Genomic DNA, 22,794 nt, shown 5'->3' on the forward strand with positions numbered 1-22,794 from the left:
CTTCATGGGAAGCCCAAAAAGCCAGGAAACTACACACTTTCTGCGGCTGTGAACAGGGGGCGTGTAAGGCTATGAAGGTGAACGATGTTTTGCGGTGGGGTATGTCGGGTCGGTACGATTGCCCTGGTCCCCTGGAGCGCCAGGGTCTTGAGCAGCTCGGGGATGGCGGTGATCTCATTGGACTTCTCTTCGGTGGCCTTCTGCCCCAGTACAACCCCGAGGCCGGCGGCGAAGGCGCTCACCAGGTGCAGCGGGTGGGCGTCGGTGTCTTTCTTGTTGTGCGAGCGGCGGCTGGTCTTGCCGTCGATCGCCACCACCGTGTCTTGGGCCAGCGTCGGGATCACCATACCCACCCAGCGCCTGAAGGCGGTCTCGAACTCGTCGGGCGAAATCAGCCCGAACACGCGGGCCAGCGTGTCGTGGGACGGGATGCCCTGCTCAAGCTTCATGAAGCCCCGCAGCCAGTCGAGTTTCAACTTGGCCCACTCCTCGATGCCGACAAAGTCGTCCGCGCCACTGAGCACCCCGCACACCACGACCGTCAGAAGTTCGGCCAGATCGTGCTGCGTGTGCCGAGGGCTGCGCGGATCGGAGATCGAAACAAATACCTGCATCAGCGGCATTACTCCTGTCTTCATGGGAAGCCCAAAAAGCCAGGAAACTACACACTTTCTGCGGCTGTGAACAGGGGGCGTGTAAGGCTATGAAGGTGAACGATGTTTTGCGGTGGGGTATGTCGGGTCGGTACGATTGCCCTGCTGAAGACTTCTTGCCTGTATCGGCAGTCACGGCTTTGCCGGCGATAGGGCGCGCACGCCCAACACTGGTCTGTTCTATGGTCTGTTCTTTGCCCGTTCCCGATTCCGGAACCCGCAAGCGTGTCCCCGATTCCGGAACCCCTCCCGTACCCGATTCCGGAACGGTTCCGCCTTTCGGAACGGTTCCGGAATTCGATACCGTTTCGATGTCTCGTAGCTCGGGAACAGTTATGGTGTAGCGGGTCGATTTCGAGTGTCCGCCCTTGCCGTCCTTCTGGAGCCAGCCAAGGCGTTCAAGCTCGCTGGTCGCGGTTGAAACGTGGCACGGGCTCATGCCGCAGCGTCCGGCGATTAGTGCCCGTGAAGGCCATACGGTGTCGGTGTTTTTGCCCCGGAAGGAGAAAAGGACACCCAGCACGCGCATCTGCTTCAGCGTCAGGCGCTTATCTGCCCACATTTCAAGCGGGACGATGCTGAATATCTCGCCCACGGCCTACACCCCCAGCCTGCGGGCCAAGCGGCGGAGTTCCCGTTCGTACGCCAGGGGATCAAGGTTGCGTGGAATTTGTGCTTTGAGTCGTTCGTATAGGCGCCACCCCTGGTGCGTCGCAACGTGACTCGTCGATTCGCCAATTGGTGGCTGGACTTTTTGAGACTCGGCCATTACCATTTCCTCGTTCATGTGCAATTTGACTTGGCACAGCAAGTAGGCCTCCACTCCCGCTTGCTGCGCACCGAAAAGCCCGCGGTCCGCCGTGGGCTTTTTTATTGCCAGGCGGCGGCCTGGTTCTTTTGGAACAGGTCATCGCGTCACTCACCACGCAGGAGGCGCTTCAGGTCTGCGGCCGGCCATCCCAAGCGACCGCCAATCTTCACCGGCTTGATCGGCCCACCATAAGTCGCCCACTTGCGCAGCGTCTGCGGACGCAGGCCAAGCAAGCTCGCGGCCTCACCGGTAGGGACAACCTTCAGATCTCCAAGCGAATTTGCGTTTTCCATTACGGCTCCTTGTCTCGGTCGTGCGGCCTGTAAACTATTTCCATGCATCGCTGCGGCCCGATGAATCAGAGGATACCCACGCACAAATAACGGATCAAGAAATTATTGTTTAAAATCAAATGCTTGATTAATTTCTTCGACCCTAAAATAGCCACAAAATACAAGTTCAACTTGCCATTTTGAGGAGAGAAAATTCACCTGTATTTTTTTCTCCTCGGGGTTTGTCAATGGCGAAGCCCCCCCCTTTCCCAAGCATTTCTTGGACGAAGCGAAGCCCTGGCGGTAGGCTAGTGGGCGTAATTGCAGCGAGGGGAGAAAGTGGAGCGAGCGTCTACGAACTCGGAATAGAGACGCTCTGAGGCGAGAACTTCAGCGCCCGCGGCCAGTCCGCGGGGTGCGTTGCTAGAGACAATAAGGCCGAGAAAGAGCGTGGCGCTCGGTCAGGCCGTGAGACGGACCACGGGCGCCCTATCCTTGGCGCGCTGGCTGGCGGCCCACAGGTCGCGCTGGGTTTGCAGGCGCAGCCAGTAGCCGGGCGAGGTGCCGAGGGCTTCATGCAAGCGCAGGTCCATATCGGCGGTCACGGCCGCATGGCCGTTCAGGATGCGGGAGAGCATCACCCGGCTGATACCCACGTGGGCGGCGAAGGCGGTCACGCTCATGTCGAGGTCTTCCAGCCAGCCGGCCAGGATCTCGCCAGGGGTCGAAGGGTCGTGCATCAGACTCAAGACAAATCCTTTTCAGGCGGCAACCCGCCATCCGGTTGACGCCCGCTCAGCCGTCGTCCGTTGCTCTTCATCGTCCTGCCGGTCGGTATCGTTCCAGCGCTCGATCATCTCGGCCAGCTTGGTGGTTTTGTCCGCAAACTCCAAGTACAACATGCGCTCTGCCGCGACGGCTGGGCGGCGCTTGCTGCGCTCCCACAGCGAAACCGTCTGTTTATCAACACCGAGAGTATCGGCCATCCGCTTTTGTGATAATCCGATCTCGGTTCGACGGGGCGAGTCAGACGGCCGAATGCTCTTTCAGCCATTCACGCAGCGCGTCATTCATCCGGGTTTGCCACCCGGCACCTCCAGCCCGGAAGGCTGCGAGAACATCGCGGTCAATCCGGATGGCGACCTGCTCCTTCGAGCCAGTTCCGGCGGGACGTCCACGGCCCCGGCGGGCGGCTTCAATGCCGGCGCGCAGTTCCTCCTCGGTGGCCGGCCGGTCGTCCTCGTCCTTACCGTCCCAGACATAATCCTGATCGTGCGTCAGGGCACGCACGGCGGACAGCACCTGCTTACGGTTCATCGCATTCGTTTTCGAGCCAGGCATCGTACCCCTCACGTTTGCTACCGGAGCGGATGACAACAGTCAGGCGGCCGCCCGCCAGCCCTCCGCCGTTTCCTCGAAGGTCAGCTTGGGCGCATCCTCCCGATCGGCGTCGGCCAGGCGCTCGACAATCTCCAGTACGGACGGATTGCCGGAAACCTTCTCGAGGAAGAACGCCCGAATGAAGCGGTCGGCAATGCGCGGCACTCGCCCCCGCTTCTCCCAGCCGGCGACGCTCTGCGCCTCGTAGCCCCACCAGTGGGCCAGCTTCGCCTGCGACAGCCCCAGTTCCTTGCGCAGGAACCGAAACTCGGCCCCCGTCAGTTGCGCCCGTTCCTTGACCAGCTTCATACCGATCACGCGATGGAGGCCTTCGACATCCTCGATGGACACACCCTTGCCATAGGGCGTGTCTTCCTCCCTGAAGCCGTTGGAGAGCCAGACATTCGTCAGCCCGCCTTCCGTGTAGTGGTACATCAATCGCTCCCAAAAACCGTTATCACAAACACCCGTTTGCCGGGCTCGTCGTTCATGTCGATGGCACCGGCCACCGATATTTCCTGCCCACAGCTGGAGCCACGAATCGTCAGCTTCCAGTTGCCGTGGATGTCGACCGTTGCGGGTTCTGCCACCCGCCCCTTGCGCAGCACATCAAGCACCTGGGCCAGCGTGATCTGCCGTTGCCGCATTCGCTGCTTGGCGTGGGTAAGGAGTACGACTCGGGCCGAATCGGCGGCAATCTCCCGCAGAAGGCGGAGGGCGTTGGCGTCGTTCAGCCGGAAGGGTACAGGATTCGTCATTACCTATACTTTTTATAGGTTGATGGGGAGAAAATCAAGAAGCGTCGAGGACCGCCGCCTACGCCTTCACCACACGCAGCCCCGGCGCCTGCTCCTCGCCCGGCTGCTCAATCCCGGCCTGTTCGAGAACCCACGCCTCGATCTTGGTGTGCCACATGCGCAGGAGGTCGAGGGGGCGTTTCTTGTAATGCTTCTCCCGGGTCGCGCTCGGCTTGTGGCCCTGGATCTGGGCAACCACACCTTCGGGGGCTTCGGTCCATTCGGCGAGGGTCGAGAAGCTGCGGCGCAGGCCCTGGATCGTCAAGTCGGGAATCCCGGCCGCGGCGACCGCCTTGTCATGGGCGATGCGCGGCTCTTCGATGTGTCCCGACTCGGAGCGACTCGAGAACACAAACGGGGACGGCTTCCACAGGCTCAGGTCGCTCTCGATCCGCTTCCCGTTGAGGATGCGAGATTTCGGCGGCGGGACTTCGCTGCTCGCCTTCAACCCGAGCAACAGGCTCTTCACATACGGTGTCAGCGGGATCGTCCGCGTTCCATCAAGCCCGCCCTTGCTCTCGTCCTTGTCGCGCACGGTCATGGCGTTCCACTTGAAGTCCACGTCCTCCCAGCGCAGCGCCGTCATCTCGTTGCGGCGCGGGCCAGTCAGCAGCACGACTTGCAGGTAGGCGGACTGGATCGGGCTCAGGTTCCTCACCTCTGCGAACCACGGCCGGATCTGCTCCTTCTGCAAGCAGTCATCCCGTGCAGAGGGCTTAGGCAAAGTCTCCTTCGCCAGGCGGGGGGCGCACGCATCGGCATGCACCTGTTCGCGGTATTCCGGGCGGTCACTGCACCAGTTGAGGAACGCCCTCAGCAGCCGGAAGGCCAGGGCGGCAGAGGTCGCGCGCTTCGCGGTCTCGTCCTCCAGCCATGCCCGCACGCAGGCCGCGTCGATCCGGGACAAGGGCAGCAGCAGTAGCGGCCGGAGCACGCCCGGCTGTGTCGTGTCGCCCTCGCCCTTTCTGCGGCCCCTGGTGCGCTTCTCACCGCCCTCCTTGCTCATGTCCAGGTGAGCGTCGAGGTGACGCGCGCCCCACCTCGGCCGGCGGGCCTCGATGTAGGCAGTCCAAGCCTCAAGGGCCGGCGCTTCGACACGTCGGGCCTCTTCCCGCTTGGCCTCGGCGGCGGCGATGCGCTCGGCCTTCTCTTGGCGCGGGTCGATACCCTGGTCAATCAAGCCCTGCAGTCGCCGGGCTTCAGTTCGGGCGTCGTCCAAGGTCCAAACCTTCACATCGCCAATGGTGATACGGAGCGGCACCTTGTTGAGCTTGCCGGCGAACACGAAGGATTTTGCCCCGGCCGGCGTCACGCGAATGCAGAGCTGCTTGGGGTCATCATCGAACACATAGACCGCCTGTGAGCCGGCCGGAGGCACCAGCTTGCGGATGCGGTCGAGGGTCAGGCGGATGCGTTCAGTTTCGCGGGCCATGGTCATTGCTCCTCGGTGCCGAGAGCAACGGCCAGTTCCGTTGCTCCCCCATTGCTCCCGATTCTAGCAACTCCCATCAACGCGGATCAATCCACAAACCAATCACAACCCATATTTTTCAATCACATACGTAATTTCATACATTCCCATCAACACAGATAAACACGCCTACCTTCAGATTCGTAATCAGTAGGTCATCAGTTCGATTCCGGTCAGCAGCACCAATAGATTCAAGCACTTAGGCCAATCCGTGAGGGTTGGCCTTTTGCTTTTTGGGGAGCGTGTAGCCAGATCCGAACGGTCAGGCTGCACGCCCTTATGGGGGAGCAGTTCATTTGGCACGGTGGGAAGAAGCCGGGCTTGGTGGGATGATCCCAGGAGGGGCGCGGGATTCGCGGGGATCGGGGCGGGGAGTCGATTCGCGACGGTCTTCAGCGAAAGTGGTGCAGGAGCGGTCAGATTTGCACGAGATTCGACGCGGGCGCGTTACTGGAATGCGCGAAACCGAACGGGAGACGGGAAAGTAACGGGCCGGGATTGCTACCCGGCCCGCTTTTCATTGGGCAGCGGCCTTGTTGGCCATGATGTAGGTGTAGGTGCGCTGCAACTCGTCGGTGGCCAGCTCGGAGAGGGACGCTGCGCCGAAGTTCTTCTTGATGTAAGGCTTGTAGGCGTCGGGGTCGCCAAGCTGGTTCTTGCAGCGGGCCTTGATGGCGCTGATCCGCTTGGTGCGCCAGGCGTCGTCCTTGCCGGGCGCCGAGGGCATGGCGCGCAGCGTGGCCATTTCGCGGCGGATGTAGGCCAGCACATCGTCGAAGCGCTCAAGCGGGATGAGGTGGCAGGAGGTGACGCCAGCCTTGGCGTTGATCTTCATCCAGGCTGCAGCGTCGGTGAGCGGGCGCTGCTTGATGCTGTTGTGAAGCGCGACCCATTCGACGCGCAGGGCGCTGATCTGGGCTTTCTGGGCGTCAGTAACGACGCCCTCCCCTGGGGTAACGACTACGCGCGGCCTGGGGGAACAGGTGACAGTGATGTGATTCACGTCGCCGCCAACGATCTGGTGCACCGGAAGCGGGCCGCCTTGGCGGGCCCATCAAATCGGAGCGGGCAATCTCGCGCTCCGAATCGCCCTGACGCAAACGCATCAGGGCCTGGCGGTACTCGTGCATCTCGATGCTCCTGCGGGCCACCGGCTCTCTCCTGCCAAACCCGGCAGGGTAGCGGTGGGCCGCGAAAGGTCGAGACGTCCGTCAGAGTGAAACTGGCTCCATTACGCCGATCACGGGGTGGCTCCATTGTGCCGATCATCAAATGGCTCCTATGTGCCGGTCGGTGACATCGCCCGCCAGACGGGCTCACGTGTCAGGTTCAGCAGTGCCTACTTGCGGCCTGAAACGGATCACGCACCGGCAACGCTGCCCCGGAAGCCCCGACGCTACACCGCCCTGCCGATTGAAGAAAGACACGAACAACGCGACAGTATTGAGAATAGTTCTCAAATTCATTACACTCCCACCAGATCCTTCATGCAAGCCAGCCACGCAGCCAGCCAGCCACAGGTCACGAAATCCCCGGCGCCCCTGCGCCGTCATTTCCGGAGGCCCCCAGGGCAAACAGGCACATGGCACACAAGAAGAGCCGTCAGCGGCACATCCCCCACCCCCCCATTTCCACAACCGCCGGTGAGCGAACCATCCTGCCGCTGGGCGCGCTGTTGTTCGCCGCCTCGATGAACGGCTGGGCGCAGGCCGCCGACGATGACACCAAGACCCTCCAGCCGGTGGTCGTGAAGGCCGCGGCCGAAGCCGAGCCCAGCGGCAAGGACAGCCTGCGCACCACCAGCACGCGCATCGGCAAGGGCAAGCAGCAGCTGCGCGACATCCCCCAGTCGGTCACCGTGGTCACCGAGAAGCTGATGGACGACCGCAAGATCGACACCGTCAAGGAAGCCCTCAAGATGACCTCCGGCGTCACTTTCCTGGCCGCCGAGGGGGGTGAGGAGGACATCCGCCTGCGCGGCTTCCCGCTCAACACCACCGGCGACCTGTTCATCGACGGCATGCGCGACCCGGCCTTCTACGACCGCGACACCTTCAACTTCGACCGCGTCGAGGTGCTGCGCGGCTCAGCGTCGATGCTCTTCGGCCGTGGCTCCACCGGCGGTGCGGTCAACCAGGTCAACAAGCAGGCCAAGCTCATCGACGAGACCCAGGTCGACGTGACGCTCGGAAGCTACCAGTACCGCCGCGTGGTGGCCGACGTGAACGTGAAGACCGGCGACGACTCGGCGCTGCGCATCAACGCCATGCGCACCCAGGCCGACAACAACGGCGCCGGCTCCAGTCTGGACAAGTACGGATTCGCCGCCGACTACCGCTGGGGCATCGGCAGCCGTGACGAGTTCGAAGTGAGCTTCTTCTACCTGCAGAACGACAACGGCATCAACTACGGCCTGCCCTATATCCGCAAGAGCGCCACCAACCCGGCGCTGACCACCCTCCCGGTCGACCCGTCCAGCTACTACGGCACCCGGAGCGACTACAACCACGGCTCGGCCGGCTACGCCACCTTTGCCCACACCCACCGCTTCTCGGCCGACACCGAGCTGGTCACCAAGATCCGCAAGGGCGACTTCAACCGCGACCAGCGCGCCAGCACCGTGCGCATCGCCGGCGCGGCGCTGCAACCCGACGGCGTGCTCGCCACCCGCGAGAACTTCAGCAGCGCCACCGTGCTTACCCGCGGCGTCCAGAACAAGATCCAGAGCATGGAGAACCTGTTCGCCCAGAGCGACCTGTCCACCCGGTTCGAGGCCCTCGGCTTCAAGCACGAGGTGCTCACCGGCGTTGATCTCGCGTGGGAGAAGAAGATCGTCCGCGGAGCCCGCACGGCGGCCCAGGGCGGCGCCAGCATCCCCAACAAGCCGACCACCACCATCGGCGCCGGCGGCACCGGCTGGGTGGATGAGGACGGCCGCACGATCGGCAAGAACAGCGAGTTCGAGAGCCTGGCCGCCGGCGTGTATGCCCAGGATCTGATCCAGCTCGCCCCCCACTGGAAAGTCCTCGCCGGCCTGCGCTACGACGGCATGTCGGCCCAGTACGACGCCTTCAACGCCAGCACCGGCGCCGTCACCCACTACCAGCAGGCCATCTACAAGGCGAGCAACCGCTTCGGGGTGCTGTTCCAGCCCTCCGACCGCCACTCCTACCACCTCTCCTACGGCACCTCGTTCAACACCTCGGGCGACACCTATTCCTACAGCGCCCAGACGGTGAACACCCCGCCCGAGAAGAGCATGAACCTTGAGCTCGGCGCCAAGATCGACTCCGCCGACCGCCGCATGAGCAGCCGCTTCGCGCTGTTCCGCGCGGTCAAGCTCAACGAGCGCAACACCGACCCGCTGCTCAACATCGCAGTGCTGTCCGGCAAGCGCCACGCCACCGGCTTCGAGACCGACGTGATCGGCAAGCTCACCCCGCGCTGGGAACTCTACGGCTCCTACACCTGGATCTGGGACGCAGAGATCGACAAGGGCGCGGAAGGTGCCGAAGGCCTCGGCCAACGCCCATCGCTGATCCCGAAACACCAGGCGGCCCTGTGGAGCACCTACCAGGTGGACGAAAAGCTGCGCGTCGGCGCCGGCGCCAACGCCCGCACCCGCATGACGCCCAACCGCAACCCGGCCGGCCTGTATTCCGCCGGCTACATCACCTACGACGCGATGGCCGAGTACGAAGCCATCCAGGACAAGCTGACCCTCAAGGCCAACTTCATCAACCTGACCAACAAGTTCTACGCCGACTCCCTGTACGCCAACGGCCACTACGTGCCGGGCGTCGGCCGGACGGTCTACCTCACCGGCACCCTCAAGTTCTGAGCCCGCGGGCCGGGCGACCGGCGCTTGACCCAGCGCAAGGCAGCCCGGGGCGAAAACGCATGTAATTGAATCCCATTCTCAACAAATAGCGGCCGCGCCGCCCAAGCCCAAGGCACCTCCTCTGCCATGCTCCTGCACATCCCGGAACTCCTGAGCGGCGACGAAATCCGCCAGGCCCGCCAGGCCCTCGAAGGCGCCCCCTGGGCCGACGGCCGCGACAGCGCCGGCCCCCAGGCCGCCACCGTCAAGAACAACGAGCAGTTGCCCCACGACTGCGCTGCGGCGGGCACCGTCCGCCAGCTCGTGCTGCGGGCCGTCGAGCGCCACCCGCTGCTCCTCACCGCCGCCCTGCCCAGAAAGATCTTCACCCCGCGGGTCAACCGCTACGGCGGCGACACGCCCTTCTACGGCGCCCACGTGGACAACGCCATCCGCTTCCGCGCCGACAACGGCGAACGGGTACGCACCGACGTGTCGTGCACCGTCTTCCTCGCCGACCCGGCCGAATACGACGGCGGCGAGCTGCTCGTCCAGGACACCTACGGCGCCCGCGGCGTCAAGCTGCCCGCCGGCCATGCGGTGCTCTACCCCGGCACCAGCATCCACGAGGTTACCCCGGTCACCCGCGGCCACCGGCTGGCCTGCTTCTTCTGGATCGAGAGCATGGTGCGCAGCGACGAACAGCGCCGCCTGCTCTTCGAGCTCGACATGGCCATCATGAAGCTGCGCGACAGACACGGCGAATGCGACGAAGCCGTCGCCCTCACCGGCACTTATCACAACCTCCTGCGGATGTGGGCCGACACATGAACGCTATCTCGCCGCCCCTCCCGCCCGGCGTCGTCACCCTGGCCGACCACGAAACCCACGCCGCCAGCGTGCTCGACAACAACGCCTGGGCCTACTTCGCCGGCGCCGCCGCCGACGAGACCACCCTCCAGCACAACCAGGACGCCTGGCGCGCCCTGCAGCTCAAGCCCCGGGTGCTGCGCCGGCTCGCCGGCGGCCACACCCGGCGCAGCCTGCTGGGGCGCAGCCTGGCCCACCCGATCCTGCTCGCCCCGGTGGCCTACCAGCGCATGGCCCACCCGGACGGCGAGCTCGCCACCGCCCTCGCCGCCTCCGCCCAGGGCGCCGGCCTGGTGCTGAGCACCCAGGCCAGCCTGCCCCTCGAAGCGGTCGCCCGCGCCGTGCGCGAGGACGCCGACCGGGGCCCGCTGTGGTTCCAGCTCTACCTCCAGCACGACCGGGGCTTCAACCTCGAACTCATCCGCCGTGCCGAAGCCGCCGGCTACGAAGCCCTCGTCCTCACCGTGGACGCCCCCTGTCACGGCGCCCGCGACCGGGAGCGCCGCGCCCGCTTCCGCCTGCCGCCGGGCATCGCGGCGGTCAACCTGGCCGGCCTGCCCCCCCGCCCCGCCCAGGCCCCCGGGCCCGGGCAGAGCGCCCTCTTCGACACCCTGCTGGCCGACGCCCCGACCTGGGACGACGTCGCCTGGCTGCAGGCCAACACCCGGCTGCCGGTGCTCCTGAAGGGCATCCTCCACCCCGACGACGCCCTCGAGGCGGCCCGCCTGCGGCTGGACGGGCTCATCGTCTCCAACCACGGCGGGCGCACCCTCGACACCGCGCTGCCCACCGCCGCCGCGCTGCCCGCCATCGCCGAAGCCCTTGAAGGGCGCCTGCCCCTGCTGGTGGACGGCGGCATCCGGCGCGGCACCGACGTGCTCAAGGCCCTCGCCCTCGGCGCCAGCGCGGTGCTGGTCGGCCGGCCCTACATCTTCGGCCTCGCCAACGCCGGCGCCCTCGGGGTGGCCCACGTGATCCGGCTGCTGCGCGACGAGCTGGAGATCGCCATGGCCCTGTGCGGCTGCCGCACGCTGGACGACATCGGCCCCGAACTCCTGATCGCGCCCGGCTGACCGCGGCAGCGGTCAAGGTCCGAAAGCACGGATGACAACTGAAAACGGGTATATTCGCGTGAAATTTCTTTTCGGAGCCCCGTCGTCATCATGAAGAAGACCCTCTCCACCCTCGCCGCCTCCGTCCTGCTCGGCCTCGGCGGCGGCCACGCCGAAGCCGCCGCCCAGGTCGAACTGCTGGTGCCGGCCTACTTCTACCCCGCCGACAGCGGCAGCGACTACTGGCAGGCCCTCGACGCCGCGGCCAGCCGGGTGGGCGTCACCGCCATCGTCAACGTCAACAGCGGCCCCGGCGACGCCCTCGACCCCAACTACCTCGCGGTGGTCGAATCGCTGCGCGCCGCCGGCGGGCGGGTGCTGGGCTACGTGCATACCTCGTGGGGCGGGCGCAGCGCCGCCGCCGAGCGGGCCGACGTGGACGCCTACCTCGCCCGCTACCCGCTGGATGGTTTCTTCATCGACGAGATGGCCACCGACATCGGCACCCTGGCCCACTACACCGACCTCTACGGCTACATCAAGGGCAAGGGCGCCCAGCTGACGGTGCTCGGCAACCCCGGTGTCCCCACCGACCCCGCCTATCTCGGCGCCGCCGACGTGATCGTAGGCTTCGAAGGCTACGCCGCCGACTACGCCCGGCTCCCTCCGGGCTATCTCGACCCGGCCTACACCCGCCGCCTGGCAAGCATCGTCCACGAAGCCTCCGAAGCCCAGATGGCCGAGTTCATCGCCAACTCCGCCACCCTCGGCCTGGCGATGATCTACGTCACCGACGACCGGATGCCCGACCCCTACGACACCCTGCCGAGCTACTGGACGCAGGAGGTGGAACGCGCCGCCGCCCTGCCGGCCCCCGGCACGCTGGCCCTCGGCGCCGCCGGCGCCCTCGCCTGGCTCGCCAGCCGGCGCCACCGCCGCCAGGGCTGAAGCCCGTCAGCCACCCGGCACGCCCGCCAGGCATCGACTCGCCAAACACCCCGAAAGCCTTCCGGCCGGCCGGGCGACGCCGCCCCCGGGGCGCCGCCGGGCGCGGATCCAGCAGCCCGCCGGCGCCGCACAGCGCGTCCCGGCGCGCCCTTCCGGCCGCGCCAGCCCTAAAGTTTTCCGGCCCCCGAACGATAGTTGATCATCGTCGATCAATATCCGTGAGGCTCCTGTGCCCGTCCCGGTGCCGCATCTTCTCCAGCGGCTGACCACCCTGTTGCTGCTGGCCCTGGCCTGGGCACTTCCCGCGGCGTCCGCTTTGGCGGCAACGCCGTCGGTGGCCTTCGTCTATGCCAAGGACGCCCCCCTCGCCGAACTCCACGCCTTCGACATCGCCGTGGTCGACCCGGACCACGGCTTCGACCCCGTCGCCTACCGGGGCGACGCGCAGCCGGGCGAGGCCGGCGCCAGCGAGCTCTTCGCCTACGTCAGCATCGGCGAGGTCCACCCCTCCCGCAGCTGGGCCGCCCGCGTCCCGGCCGACTGGCGCATCGCCAGCAACGCGGCCTGGGCCTCCACCGTCATCGACCAGGCCGCGCCCGGCTGGGCCGGATTCGTCGCCGAGGCCATCGTCGCCCCCCTGTGGGAGAAGGGCTACCGGGGCCTCTTCCTCGACACCCTCGACTCCTACCGCCTCGCCAGCGGCGCCGACATGGCCGCCCAGCAGGCGGGCATCGTGCGCACCCTCAGGCACCTGCGGGCCCGCTTTCCCGGTATCCGCCTGATCCTCAACCGCGGCTTCGAGTTCCTGCCCGAGCTGCGGGGCGAGGTGTACGCCGTGGCCGCCGAATCCCTCCACCGGGGCTGGAACGCCGCCTCCAACCGCTACCAGGAAGTCTCGGCCGCCGACCGCGACTGGCTGCGCCAGCAGCTCGCCCGGGCGCGGGACGAGTTCGGCCTGCCCGCCATCGCCATCGACTACGTGCCGCCCCAGCCCCGCGAGCTGGCCCGGGAGACCGCCCGCCGCATCCAGGCCGACGGCTTCATCCCGTGGGTCGCCGACGGCGGCCTGGCCACCCTCGGCGTCGGCAGCGTCGAGGTCATCCCGCGGCGCGTGATGGTGCTCCACGACGGTCGTGAAGCTCCCCAGATCAACTTCACCAACGCCCACCGCTTCCTCGAGATGCCCCTCAACCACCTGGGCTACGTGGTCGACTACGTGGACGTCAATGGCCCCCTCCCGCCCACCGTGGACGGCCGCTACGCCGGCGTGATCACCTGGTTCGGCGGCGAACTGCTGCCCGCCACCCGGCTGCGCCTCGCCCCCTGGCTGGCCGCGCGGATCACCGAGGGCCTGCGGGTCGGCATGGTCGGCGACCTCAGCCACCTGCGCACCCCGATCCTCCTCGACGTCACCCGGCTCAAGACCCGCCCGGCCTCCCGGGGCACGGTGCAGATCGTCCATCGCGCCCCCGAAGTCGGCTTCGAGCTCGAGGCGATCCCCGGCCCGCCGGTCACCCCGCTGGCCGGCGAGGGTGAGGGCTTCACGCCCTGGCTCAGCCTCCGCGACGGCGCGGGCCAGCGCTACGACCCGGTGCTCATCACCCCCTGGGGTGGCCTGCTGCCGAGCCGCTACGCGGTGGTCGAGATGCCCGGCGGGATCGACCAGGTGCGCTGGGTGACCGACCCCTTCGCCTTCCTGCAGGCCGCCCTGGCCCTACCGCCCCTGCCGGCCCCCGACACCACCACCGAGACCGGTCGCCGCCTGTTCTTCGCCCACATCGACGGAGACGGCTTCCCGTCCCGCGCCGAACTGCCCGGCGCCCCCCTGGGGGCCGAGGTGCTGCTCGGCGAGGTGCTCACCCGCTACAAGCTGCCCCACGCCATGTCGGTGATCGAAGCCGAGGTGGCCCCCCACGGCCTCTACCCCCGCGAGTCCGCGGCCATGGAGGCCGTCGCGCGGCGCATCTTCGCGTTGCCCAGCGTCGAGATCGCCACCCACAGCTACACCCACCCGTTCTACTGGGCCGACGTGGACAAGGGCATCGCCAGCACCGCCGCCCAGGGCTACACCCTCACCCCGCCGGGCTACATCCCCAGCCTGGAGCGCGAGATCGTCGGCTCCACCGACTACATCCGCCAGCGCCTCGCGCCGGCCGGCAAGCCCGTGCGCCTGCTGCTGTGGACGGGCAACGCCGCCCCCACCGAGCGGGCGCTGGCGATCAGCGAGCGCGCCGGCCTGCTCACCATGAACGGCGGCAACACCGTCGCCTCCCGCACCTACCCCAGCCTCACGGCGGTCAGCCCCCTCGGCATCCGGCTCGGCGAACGCTTCCAGGCCTACGCCCCGATCATGAACGAGAACGTGTTCACCAACCTGTGGACGGGCCCCTTCTATGGCTTCGAGCGGGTCGTCGAGACCTTCCGCTTCACCGGCTCGCCGCGCCGCCTGAAGCCCATCGACATCTACTACCACACCTACTCGGCCACCAAGCGGGCCTCCCTCGCCGCCCTCCACAAGGTGTACGCCTGGGCCCTCGCCCAGCCCATCCACCCGGTCTTCCCCACCGAGTTCGTCGAAAAGGCCAACAACTTCAACACCCTGGTGCTCGCCCGACCAATCGACGGGGAGAGCACGCTGGTCCGCAACGCCACCCACCTGCGCACCCTGCGCGTGCCGCCCGCCCTAGGGCTGCCCGACCTCGCCGCCAGCCAGGGCGTCGCCGGCTGGCTGAAGGGTGAAGAGGGACACTACCTCCACCTCACCGGCCGCAGCGCCGAGATCCGCTTCAGCCCCGCGCCGCAGGCCCTGCCCATGCTCGCCTCGGCCAACGCCCGGGTCGCCGCCTGGGCCCGCGACGGCAACCAGATCCGCTTCCGCCTCGCCGGGCACGCCCCCCTCGACTTCACGCTGGCCAACGCGGCCGGCTGCACCCTCAGCAGCGCCGGCGCCCCGCTGGCGCCCAGCGCCGCCGACCGGCGCCTCAGCCACTACCGAGCCCCCCATGCGGCAGCGGACTTCGATCTTCGATGCCCCCGGCATTAACGCGCGCCCGCGCGTGATCGCCCCCCGCAGCCTCGCCGTGTTCACGGTGGTGGTGGCGGCCGTCTTCGTGCTGATGGTGCCCAACCCCACCCTCGAACGCCGCGCCATCGAATCCCGGCGCGGCGACCTGCTCACCGTCTCCTACCTGGCCAACCTGCTGCGCACCGACCCGGACGACCCCGAGCTGCGCTTCGCCCTGGCCCGCCAGCAGCTCGCCCGTAACGAAACCGACGCCGCCCGGGCCACCCTGCGCCCGCTCCTCGACAGCACCGACCCGCGCCTGCGGGCCGACTCCCACTGGCGCGACTGGCTGAGCTACCGCGAAGCCTGGTCGCGGCTGCCCGACACCTCCCCGCTGCGGCCGGCCCTGCACAAGGCGATGATCAAGCGCCTCCACGAACTCGCCGCCGAGCCCTGGCCCGAGGAGATGACGGTGCGCATCGCCGCCGACGCCTTCGCCCTCGGCGAGCGGCAGATCGGCACCGGGCTGATCAAGGCCCTCGCCCGGCGCCCCGGCGCCAGCTTCGACGCCGGCTGGTACGCCGAATCCGCCCGCACCGTGCTCGACGCGGGCGACTACCGGGGCGCCGCCGCCCTCTACCTGGTGGCCCGCCAGCGCGCCACCGGGCTGGCCGCCCGACGCCAGCACTACCTCGCGGCCCTGCACGCCCTGCAGGCCGGCAACCTCCTCGACGAAGCCATCGCCACCGCCGAGCGGGAACTCGGCGATCTGGCCGACGACACCGAGACCCTCTACGCCGTGGTGGTGCTGGCCCGCGCCTGCAACCGGCCGGACGTGGCCGACCGCCTCGCCCGCCGCATGCTCCGCCTGTCGCTGCTCGACCAGCTGCGTCGCCGGCAACTCGCCGAGGCCGGCCTCGACGGCGGCCTGCTGGCCACCGCCGGCACCGCCGCGGCAGCACCGGCCGGTGCGCCCGGCACCCTCGGCCTGCCCTTCGACGAACGCATCTACAGCCTCGCCTACGACGCCTTCCTGGGCAACCGCAACCTCGCCGACGCCTTCCGGGTAGCCGACTCGGCGGTGCGCCAGCGGCCCGACGACCTCGCCTGGCGCGAGCGCCTCGCCAAGGTCGCCGAATGGCACGGCCAGCCCCGCGTCGCCCTCGACCAATGGCTGCTGCTGGCCCGCCGCGACGGCCGCCGCGAAGCCTGGGAGGCGGTGCTGCGCCTCGCCCCCGGCCTCACCGACGACGAAGCCCTGGTCGCCGCCCTCGAATGGGACGCCCGGCAGCGCCCCCTCGACCTGGCACGCCTCAGCGCCGTCGTCGACACCTACGAGCGCCTCGGGCGCACCCGCGACGCCCTCGCCTTCCTGCAGGCCCGCGCCGGCGGCCAGGCACCGGCGGCGGTGCTCGAAGCCCTCGAACAGCTCGCCGAACGGGCCGGCGAGGTCGAGCTCGCCATCGCCTCCCTCGGCCGCCTCGAGGCGCGCCTCGGGCCCGACCCGCGCCGGGCCGAGCGCCTCGTCGCCCTGCTGATGCGCGAAGGCCGCAGCCGCGAAGCCTTCGCCGCCCTCGACCGCGCCCGGCCCCGCGCCGCCGGCGACGACAAGGCCTTCTGGCGGCTCCACGCCGAGCTCGCCGCCTTCATCGAAGACAACGCCGCCGCCCGCGACAGCCTCCGCCGCGTCGTCGATTTCGACGACGCCACCGAAACCGAATTCACCCGCTACCTCGACCTCGTCCGCGCAGCCGACCCCGCCGCCGCCGGCCCGGTGACCGAGCGGGCCTGGCGGCGCTTCGGGCGCATCGATCAGCTCAAGCGCGTGCTCGACCTCTACGCCGAGGCCGGCCGCGAAGCCGACATCGCCCGTGTCCTCGGCCAGCTCACCCCGGCCCAGCTGCGCGAGGCGGAACAGGACGCCCGCTTCCTCGCCCAGCGCGGGCGCCATCACCAGCTCGCCGGCCGGCGCGCCGCAGCCGCGGCCGATTACCAACAGGCGCTCGCCCTGCAACCCCAGGCCGAAGGCGTGCGCGAGGCCCTGCTGTGGATGCTCATCGACGGCAACGACGCCCCCACCCTGCGCAGCCTGCTGGCCCGCCACGAAGACACCTGGGCCGCGGAAGAAAGCCTGCACGACGCCCTCGCCGCCGCCTGGCAGGCCCTGTCCCGCCCACAGCGGGCCCTCGACCGTTACTACACGCCGCGCCTGCGCCAACACCGGGACGACTTTTTGTGGATGCTGGCCTACGCCGACGCCCTCGAACAGAACGGCGACACCGACCGCGCCTGGCGCCTGCGCGAGGCCCTGCTGCGGCAGGAACGCCGCCCCGCGCAGGCCGAGCCGACACCCGAGCAGCTCGACCAGGTGCGCCGCCTGGCCCGCCTGCGCCTCGCCCGCAGCCAGAACCCCGGCGACCCGGCCCACGCCCTGCTGCGCGAGCTGCTGCGCCTCGACCGCGCCCCCGACGCCCCCCTCAGCCCGGCAGCCCGGGAGCTGGTGCTGGCGTGGTTCATCGACCAGGGCCAGATGGAAGGCGTGCGCGGCTTCCTGTGGCACCAGTACGGCAAGAGCCTGGCGCGCCCGCTGTGGGCCGAGACCACCGCCGCGCTGGGCAACGCCGACCCCCGCGAAGCCGCCCGCCTGCTCGAACAATGGGACGAACGCCTGCCCCGCTACGACCGGGTCAACCTCGCCCGGCTGGCCGGCACCCCGGCCATCGCCGCCACCGCCGCCTTCGAGGCCATGGACCTCCAGCGCGACGACGAGACCAGCCACCTGCAGCTCACCGAGGTCATGCTCGACCAGGCCGACCGGGCCGACCTCGACCTCGCGCAGCGCCAGCTCGGCAGCATCGACGAGACCTTCACCGGCGCCCGCCTCGACCTCGCCCTCGCGCCGCGGCTGCGCCTCGCCGTCGAGCTCGGCCGGGTGTCCCGCCAGATCATCGACCGCAACTACTTCAGCGCCCTGCCCGGCCTGGAGGCCCTGGCCATCGCCCGCCTCGACTGGATGCACGACGACGGCACCACCCGCCTGGCCATCGGCCGCCGCGACAGCTACGCCGGCTACACGCCCGTCCTGGTCGAGCGCGAGCAGCGCGTCAACCGCCACCTCAGCCTCACCGCCACCCTCGGCCGCGACCAGCCCGCCACCGAGAACGCCGCCCTCCGCGTGGCGGGCCTGCGCCAGCAGGCGGGCCTCGGGCTCACCGTGCGCCTGTCGGTGCGCGACCAGCTCAACCTGCGCTTCGACGACTACCGCTACACGGCCCAGAACGGCCTGCCCATCGGCCGCGCCCGCCAGACCCAGCTCGAATACGCCCACGCCTTCCGCACCGAGCTGTCCGACCTGGTCGGCAGCGCCTTCGCCAGCAGCTATGATTTCGAGGGCGGCGTCGACAGCACCGATGCCCGCGCCATCGAGATCAAGCAGCGCCTGTTCGCCACCACGCCGGTGGACGCCGCGGCGCTGGCGCCCTCCAGCTTCAACCTGTATGGCCTGCGCCTCAGCACCAACACGCGCCACATCACCGATTACACCCGCGCGCTGCGGCCCATCGGCTCGGTGGGCCTGCTCCACAACAGCGTGGTCGGCGCCGGCTACGACTACAGCCTGGGCCTGGCCGGCAGCCTGCTGGGCAACGACCACTTCTCCGCCCTGCTGCGCGAAGACAAGGGCGGCACCGGCACCTACGCCAAGACCCGCCAGTTCGCGCTGCACTACCGCTACCTCTTCTGACTTCACGAGGCCGACACCATGACCCGCCTGCCCGCCAAAACCCTCAGCAGCCTCTCCTCCCGCCTCCTCGCCCCGGCCCTGGCCGTCCTGCTGTCGGCCTGCTCGGTGGTGGACCGCGCCCCCGCGCCCAAACTCGAAGCCGGCGCCCGCTGGGTGGTGCTGCCGTTTGCCAACGCCACCGAGACCCCCTTCGCCGGCCAGCGCGCCGAGGCCATCAGCGAGGGCCTGCTGCGCACCCTCGGCGTCGCCGACGTGCAGCGCTACCCGGCCCAGCTCGCCAGCGACAACCTCTTCGAGAACGGCGCCCCCAAGGACGCCGACAAGGCCCTCGACTGGGCCCGCGGCCAGAACGCCCGCTACGCCGTCACCGGCACCGTGGACGAATGGCGCTACAAGGTGGGCGTGGATGGCGAGCCGGCGGTCGGCGTGGCCCTGTCGGTGGTCGAAGTCCCCAGCGGGCGCGTCGTGTGGAGCGGCGTCGGCGCCAAGAGCGGCTGGAGCCGCGACGCCCTGTCGGCGGTGGCCCAGAAGCTCATCAAGTCGCTGCTGGAGCCGGCCGTCCAGCGCTGAGCCGGCCCCGCGCGACGCCCTGTCATGAAGATCCTGTCCTACCTCACGCCCGCCGGCGCCCCCACCGCCGCCGCCATCGCCGAAGTGCTGGCGGTGCCGCTGCTGGTGCTGGCCCTGTGCGTCTGGATCAATCCGGCCGACCCCTTCTACACCCACGGCCCCTTCCCGTGGGTCGCCCTCGGGCCGGTCGTGGTGGCCCTGCGCTACGGCGCGCTGGCCGGCATCCTGGCCTCGCTGGTGGTGCTGGCCGGCTGGTTCGGGCTGGCCCGGTACAACCTGATCGGCCCGACCCTGCCCCAGGACGAGCTCCTCGGCGCGCTGGTGCTGGTGATGATCTGCGGCGAGTTCGGCTCGCTGTGGAGCAACCGGGTGCGCCGCGCCGAGGCCATGCAGCGCTACATCGCCCAGCGCCTCGACCACCTCACCCACCAGCACTACCTGCTGCGCCTCTCCCACGACCGCCTGGAGCAGGACCTCATCTCCCGCCCGGTGTCGATGCGCGACGCCCTCCTCAACCTGCGCCGCATCACCAGCCACGGCAGCGTGGCCGACGGCGACGCGCTGCCCGCGGCGGGCGAGCTGCTGCGCCTGCTGTCCCAGTACTGCCAGATCGAATGCGCGGCCGTGCATCGGCTGCAGGGCGACAGCCTGCGCCGGACGCCCGACCACACCCTCGGCACGCCCTTCGAGCTCGACACCACCGACCCGCTGATCACCTTCGCCCTCGAACGCAAGGAGCTCTCCCACGTCGCCCTCGACGAGGTCGAGCAGCGCGGCCGCTCCCGCTACCTAGTGGCGGTGCCCCTCAAGGACGCCACCGGCATGCTGCAGGCGCTGCTGGTGGTCGAGCGCATGCCCTTCTTCGCGCTCCACGAGGAAACCCTGCAGATGCTCAACCTGCTGCTCGGCTACTACGCCGACAGCCTCAACGCGGCGCGTATCGCCGAGCCCATCCTGCGCGCGGTGCCGGCCTGCCCGCCGACCTTCGCCTTCGAGCTGATGCGCGTGTGGCACATCCGCCGCGCCGCCGGCGTACGCAGCGCCCTGGTGGCCCTCGAGTTCCGCAGCCAGCCGGGCTTCGACGACCTGGCCCTGCAGATCGAGCGCCTCCAGCGTGCCCTCGACTCGGTGTGGGCCTGCGCCTCGACCCACGGCCGGGTGCTGTTCACGCTGATGCCCCTGGCCGGCGAGAGCGCCGCCCAGGGCTACGCCAACCGGGTCGAGGGGTGGATCGCCCAGAACCGCGGCGCCACCCTCGAAGAGGCCGGTGTCACCACCCGGGTGGTGCTGCTCGACCAGCTGCCCCCCGAGCAACTCCTCCTGACCCTGCTCCAGCAATGCCATGTTCCAGCCGAAACTCGGACTGAGCGCCCTCGCGCTTGAGACCGGCGCCTGGGTCCAGCTCGCCGCCGGCGAGACGAGCGACGCGGCGCTGCTCCTCTACCTCACCAGCCACGGCGGCGCCAGCGCGCTGCTGGCGCTGCTCGTCTGGTCGCTGCTGCCCAAGGCCCTGGCCACCCCGCGGCTGCCGGTGCTGGCGCTGATCTGGAGCGCCAGCTTCTTCATCCCGGTGTTCGGCTTCTGCGGCGTGATCCTGGCCATCTTCGCGCTGCCGCTGCTGCCCCGCCGCCGCGGCACGCTGGATTTCCGCGCCGTGCCGCTGCCCGCCCTCGACCCCCACGAGAAGCAGGACATGACCAGCTTCCGCCAGGCCGGCGTGCGCCAGTTCCTCAAGAACGACCGCGCCCCGGTGGCCCAGCGCCTGCGCGCGGTGGTGGCGCTGGGCAACGCCCCCAGCGCGGTCTCCAACCCCATGCTGCGGGAGCTCCTCAACGACGCCACCGAAGACCTGCGGCTGCTCGCCTACGGCATGCTCGACACCCGCGAGAAGAAGATCAACGCCGCCATCCATGCCGAGCGCGGCCAGTACGCCGCCGCCACCGACCCCGCCGCCCGCCTGCTCGCCGCCCGGCGCCTGGCCGGGCTGTACTGGGAGCTGATCTACCAGGGCCTGGTGCAGGGCGACCTGATGGAGCACGCCGCCCACGAGGGCTTCAAGTACATGAGCGAGGTGATGGCCGCCGAGCCCACCAACGCCGGCGTGGCCCTGCAGTTCGGCCGCCTGCTGCACCAGATGGGCCGCCACGAGGAGGCCGAGGCGGCCTACCGCGGCGCCCGCGTGCTGGGCCTGCCGGCGCCGCGGGTCGAACCCTACCGGGCCGAGCTGGCCTTCCTGCGCCGCGACTTCGACGAGGTGCGCGAGATCATCGAGCACCTCGACAACTGGCAGGGCCTGTCGCGCCTGCAGCCGGTGGTCCGGCTGTGGAGCCGCCAGGCCCGCGATACGCAAGCGAGCACCGCCCCATGAGCACCGACGAATTTCCCAAGGCCGCCAGCGCCGACGTGGCCCTGCTGCTGGAGGGCACCTTCCCCTACGTGTCGGGGGGCGTGTCGAGCTGGGTGAACCAGATCATCCGCGCCTTCCCCGACATCCGCTTCGCGATCGTCTTTCTGGGCAGCCGGCGCTCGGACTACGGCAAGCCCAGGTATGCGATCCCGCCCAACGTGGTGCACCTCGAGACCCACTTCCTGCACGACGACATCGTGAAGGTCGAGCCCCACGCCAAGCCCACCCCGCGCCGGGGCGACGCCACCACCTACGCCGACGTGGCCCAGCTCCACGACGGCTTCAAGGGCAACCCGGCCGGCCTCGACGCCTTCGCCCGGATCGCCCGCGAGCTGCAGCCCGGCGGGCGGCTGACGGTGGAAGACTTCCTGCACTCCGAGTCGTCGTGGGACATGATCGCCGACCGCTACCGCAAGTACTGCACCGACCCGAGCTTCGTGGATTACTTCTGGACGGTGCGCATCATGCACCAGCCCCTGTGGCTGCTCGGCAAGGTGGCCCGCGACCTCATCCCGGTAAAAGCCGTGCACAGCATCTCGACGGGCTACGCCGGCTTCCTGGGCGCGCTGATCGCCCGCTCCCGGGGCATCCCGCTGGTGCTCTCTGAGCACGGCATCTACACCAAGGAACGCAAGATCGACCTCTACCAGAACGAGTGGATCCGCGACAACCGCAACGTCTTCCAGAAAGACCCGGCCGACCTCTCCTACTTCCGGCAGATGTGGATCCGCTTTTTTGAATGGCTGGGCCGCCTCACCTACGACGCCGCCGACCCGATCATCGCCCTCTACGAGGCCAATCGCCTGCGCCAGGTGGCCGACGGCGCCCGGGCCGAGCGCACCTTCTGCATCCCCAACGGCATCTCCCTCGAACGCCTCACGCCCCTGCGCGAGCAGCAGCCCGACAGCCCGCCGCCGGTGCTGTGCCTGATCGGCCGGGTGGTGCCGATCAAGGACATCAAGACCTTCATCCGCGCGATGCGCCGGGTGGTCAACCT

General features: G+C 68.8%; 18 protein-coding genes and 2 pseudogenes. 10 read left to right on the plus strand and 10 right to left on the minus strand.

Annotated elements, in window-relative coordinates; translation table 11 throughout:
* Positions 1–128: 128 nt before the first annotated feature.
* The 10 genes and pseudogenes from ACE3OU_RS10080 to ACE3OU_RS10125 form a co-directional block, all read right to left on the minus strand.
* Positions 129–638 (minus strand): annotated as a pseudogene (locus ACE3OU_RS10080) (ISAs1 family transposase); the annotation flags it as partial.
* A gap of 409 nt (positions 639–1,047) precedes the next feature.
* Positions 1,048–1,215: pseudogene (locus ACE3OU_RS10085) on the minus strand (helix-turn-helix domain-containing protein); the annotation flags it as partial.
* Positions 1,216–1,568: 353 nt separating this feature from the next.
* Positions 1,569–1,757 (minus strand): helix-turn-helix domain-containing protein, encoded by a 189-nt coding sequence (locus ACE3OU_RS10090; RefSeq protein WP_374241431.1) that lies wholly within the window; start codon positions 1,755–1,757, stop codon positions 1,569–1,571.
* 440 nt (positions 1,758–2,197) lie between these two features.
* On the minus strand, positions 2,198–2,476 hold the full coding sequence (locus ACE3OU_RS10095; RefSeq protein ID WP_374241432.1) for a HigA family addiction module antitoxin: 279 nt from the start codon (positions 2,474–2,476) through the stop codon (positions 2,198–2,200).
* A 21-nt stretch (positions 2,477–2,497) separates the two neighbouring features.
* Positions 2,498–2,776, minus strand: coding sequence for a helix-turn-helix domain-containing protein (locus ACE3OU_RS10100; RefSeq protein ID WP_374241501.1), 279 nt, complete (start codon positions 2,774–2,776; stop codon positions 2,498–2,500).
* Complete coding sequence (locus tag ACE3OU_RS10105; RefSeq protein WP_374241433.1) at positions 2,763–3,053, minus strand: BrnA antitoxin family protein; 291 nt, start codon at positions 3,051–3,053, stop codon at positions 2,763–2,765. The genes ACE3OU_RS10100 and ACE3OU_RS10105 overlap by 14 nt, the downstream gene beginning before the upstream one ends.
* Positions 3,054–3,116: 63 nt before the next feature.
* The gene (locus ACE3OU_RS10110) at positions 3,117–3,551 is read right to left on the minus strand and encodes a helix-turn-helix domain-containing protein (RefSeq protein WP_374241434.1); all 435 of its coding nucleotides are present in this window, start codon (positions 3,549–3,551) and stop codon (positions 3,117–3,119) included.
* Positions 3,551–3,874, minus strand: coding sequence for a DUF4258 domain-containing protein (locus tag ACE3OU_RS10115; RefSeq protein WP_374241435.1), 324 nt, complete (start codon positions 3,872–3,874; stop codon positions 3,551–3,553). Before ACE3OU_RS10115 ends, ACE3OU_RS10110 begins: the two co-directional genes overlap by 1 nt.
* A 58-nt stretch (positions 3,875–3,932) precedes the next feature.
* Complete coding sequence (locus tag ACE3OU_RS10120) at positions 3,933–5,345, minus strand: tyrosine-type recombinase/integrase (protein WP_374241436.1); 1,413 nt, start codon at positions 5,343–5,345, stop codon at positions 3,933–3,935.
* A gap of 556 nt (positions 5,346–5,901) precedes the next feature.
* Positions 5,902–6,387 (minus strand): hypothetical protein, encoded by a 486-nt coding sequence (locus ACE3OU_RS10125; protein ID WP_374241437.1) that lies wholly within the window; start codon positions 6,385–6,387, stop codon positions 5,902–5,904.
* A 579-nt stretch (positions 6,388–6,966) separates the two neighbouring features.
* Here ACE3OU_RS10125 and ACE3OU_RS10130 point away from each other — a divergent pair.
* The 10 genes from ACE3OU_RS10130 to pelF all read left to right on the plus strand — a co-directional run.
* A complete protein-coding gene (locus ACE3OU_RS10130; protein ID WP_374241438.1) occupies positions 6,967–9,225 on the plus strand; it encodes a TonB-dependent receptor in 2,259 nt (752 codons plus the stop codon).
* 126 nt (positions 9,226–9,351) lie between these two features.
* On the plus strand, positions 9,352–10,035 hold the full coding sequence (locus tag ACE3OU_RS10135; RefSeq protein ID WP_374241439.1) for a Fe2+-dependent dioxygenase: 684 nt from the start codon (positions 9,352–9,354) through the stop codon (positions 10,033–10,035).
* Positions 10,032–11,147, plus strand: coding sequence for an alpha-hydroxy acid oxidase (locus ACE3OU_RS10140; protein ID WP_374241440.1), 1,116 nt, complete (start codon positions 10,032–10,034; stop codon positions 11,145–11,147). The genes ACE3OU_RS10135 and ACE3OU_RS10140 overlap by 4 nt, the downstream gene beginning before the upstream one ends.
* Before the next feature lie 90 nt (positions 11,148–11,237).
* Positions 11,238–12,074: a spherulation-specific family 4 protein gene (locus tag ACE3OU_RS10145; protein WP_374241441.1), complete on the plus strand. Its 837-nt coding sequence runs from the start codon at positions 11,238–11,240 to the stop codon at positions 12,072–12,074.
* A 241-nt stretch (positions 12,075–12,315) separates the two neighbouring features.
* Entirely contained in the window at positions 12,316–15,117 is a 2,802-nt protein-coding gene (locus ACE3OU_RS10150; RefSeq protein WP_374241442.1) for a bifunctional glycoside hydrolase 114/ polysaccharide deacetylase family protein, read from the plus strand.
* A gap of 13 nt (positions 15,118–15,130) precedes the next feature.
* A complete protein-coding gene (locus ACE3OU_RS10155; protein WP_374241443.1) occupies positions 15,131–18,820 on the plus strand; it encodes a tetratricopeptide repeat protein in 3,690 nt (1,229 codons plus the stop codon).
* 18 nt (positions 18,821–18,838) lie between these two features.
* Positions 18,839–19,390 carry a hypothetical protein gene (locus tag ACE3OU_RS10160; protein ID WP_374241444.1) on the plus strand — a complete coding sequence of 184 codons (552 nt, stop codon included), beginning with the start codon at positions 18,839–18,841 and terminating at the stop codon, positions 19,388–19,390.
* A 24-nt stretch (positions 19,391–19,414) separates the two neighbouring features.
* Positions 19,415–20,773: a PelD GGDEF domain-containing protein gene (locus tag ACE3OU_RS10165; protein ID WP_374241445.1), complete on the plus strand. Its 1,359-nt coding sequence runs from the start codon at positions 19,415–19,417 to the stop codon at positions 20,771–20,773.
* Positions 20,733–21,758: a hypothetical protein gene (locus ACE3OU_RS10170; protein WP_374241446.1), complete on the plus strand. Its 1,026-nt coding sequence runs from the start codon at positions 20,733–20,735 to the stop codon at positions 21,756–21,758. The genes ACE3OU_RS10165 and ACE3OU_RS10170 overlap by 41 nt, the downstream gene beginning before the upstream one ends.
* A partial coding sequence (pelF, locus tag ACE3OU_RS10175; RefSeq protein WP_374241447.1) for a GT4 family glycosyltransferase PelF occupies positions 21,755–22,794 on the plus strand: 1,040 nt, incomplete at its 3' end. The genes ACE3OU_RS10170 and pelF, both read left to right, overlap by 4 nt.

Origin of the sequence: Zoogloea sp. (genome assembly GCF_041908905.1) — a bacterium.
Taxonomy (GTDB): domain Bacteria; phylum Pseudomonadota; class Gammaproteobacteria; order Burkholderiales; family Rhodocyclaceae; genus Zoogloea.

Coding starts and splice junctions, on each gene's coding strand:
- ACE3OU_RS10090 (WP_374241431.1), bottom strand. CDS start 1,757: ATGGAAAACGCAAATTCGCTTGGAGATCTGAAGGTTGTCCCTACCGGT.
- ACE3OU_RS10095 (WP_374241432.1), bottom strand. CDS start 2,476: ATGCACGACCCTTCGACCCCTGGCGAGATCCTGGCCGGCTGGCTGGAA.
- ACE3OU_RS10105 (WP_374241433.1), bottom strand. CDS start 3,053: ATGAACCGTAAGCAGGTGCTGTCCGCCGTGCGTGCCCTGACGCACGAT.
- ACE3OU_RS10110 (WP_374241434.1), bottom strand. CDS start 3,551: ATGTACCACTACACGGAAGGCGGGCTGACGAATGTCTGGCTCTCCAAC.
- ACE3OU_RS10115 (WP_374241435.1), bottom strand. CDS start 3,874: ATGACGAATCCTGTACCCTTCCGGCTGAACGACGCCAACGCCCTCCGC.
- ACE3OU_RS10120 (WP_374241436.1), bottom strand. CDS start 5,345: ATGGCCCGCGAAACTGAACGCATCCGCCTGACCCTCGACCGCATCCGC.
- ACE3OU_RS10130 (WP_374241438.1), top strand. CDS start 6,967: ATGGCACACAAGAAGAGCCGTCAGCGGCACATCCCCCACCCCCCCATT.
- ACE3OU_RS10135 (WP_374241439.1), top strand. CDS start 9,352: ATGCTCCTGCACATCCCGGAACTCCTGAGCGGCGACGAAATCCGCCAG.
- ACE3OU_RS10140 (WP_374241440.1), top strand. CDS start 10,032: ATGAACGCTATCTCGCCGCCCCTCCCGCCCGGCGTCGTCACCCTGGCC.
- ACE3OU_RS10145 (WP_374241441.1), top strand. CDS start 11,238: ATGAAGAAGACCCTCTCCACCCTCGCCGCCTCCGTCCTGCTCGGCCTC.
- ACE3OU_RS10160 (WP_374241444.1), top strand. CDS start 18,839: ATGACCCGCCTGCCCGCCAAAACCCTCAGCAGCCTCTCCTCCCGCCTC.
- ACE3OU_RS10165 (WP_374241445.1), top strand. CDS start 19,415: ATGAAGATCCTGTCCTACCTCACGCCCGCCGGCGCCCCCACCGCCGCC.
- ACE3OU_RS10170 (WP_374241446.1), top strand. CDS start 20,733: ATGTTCCAGCCGAAACTCGGACTGAGCGCCCTCGCGCTTGAGACCGGC.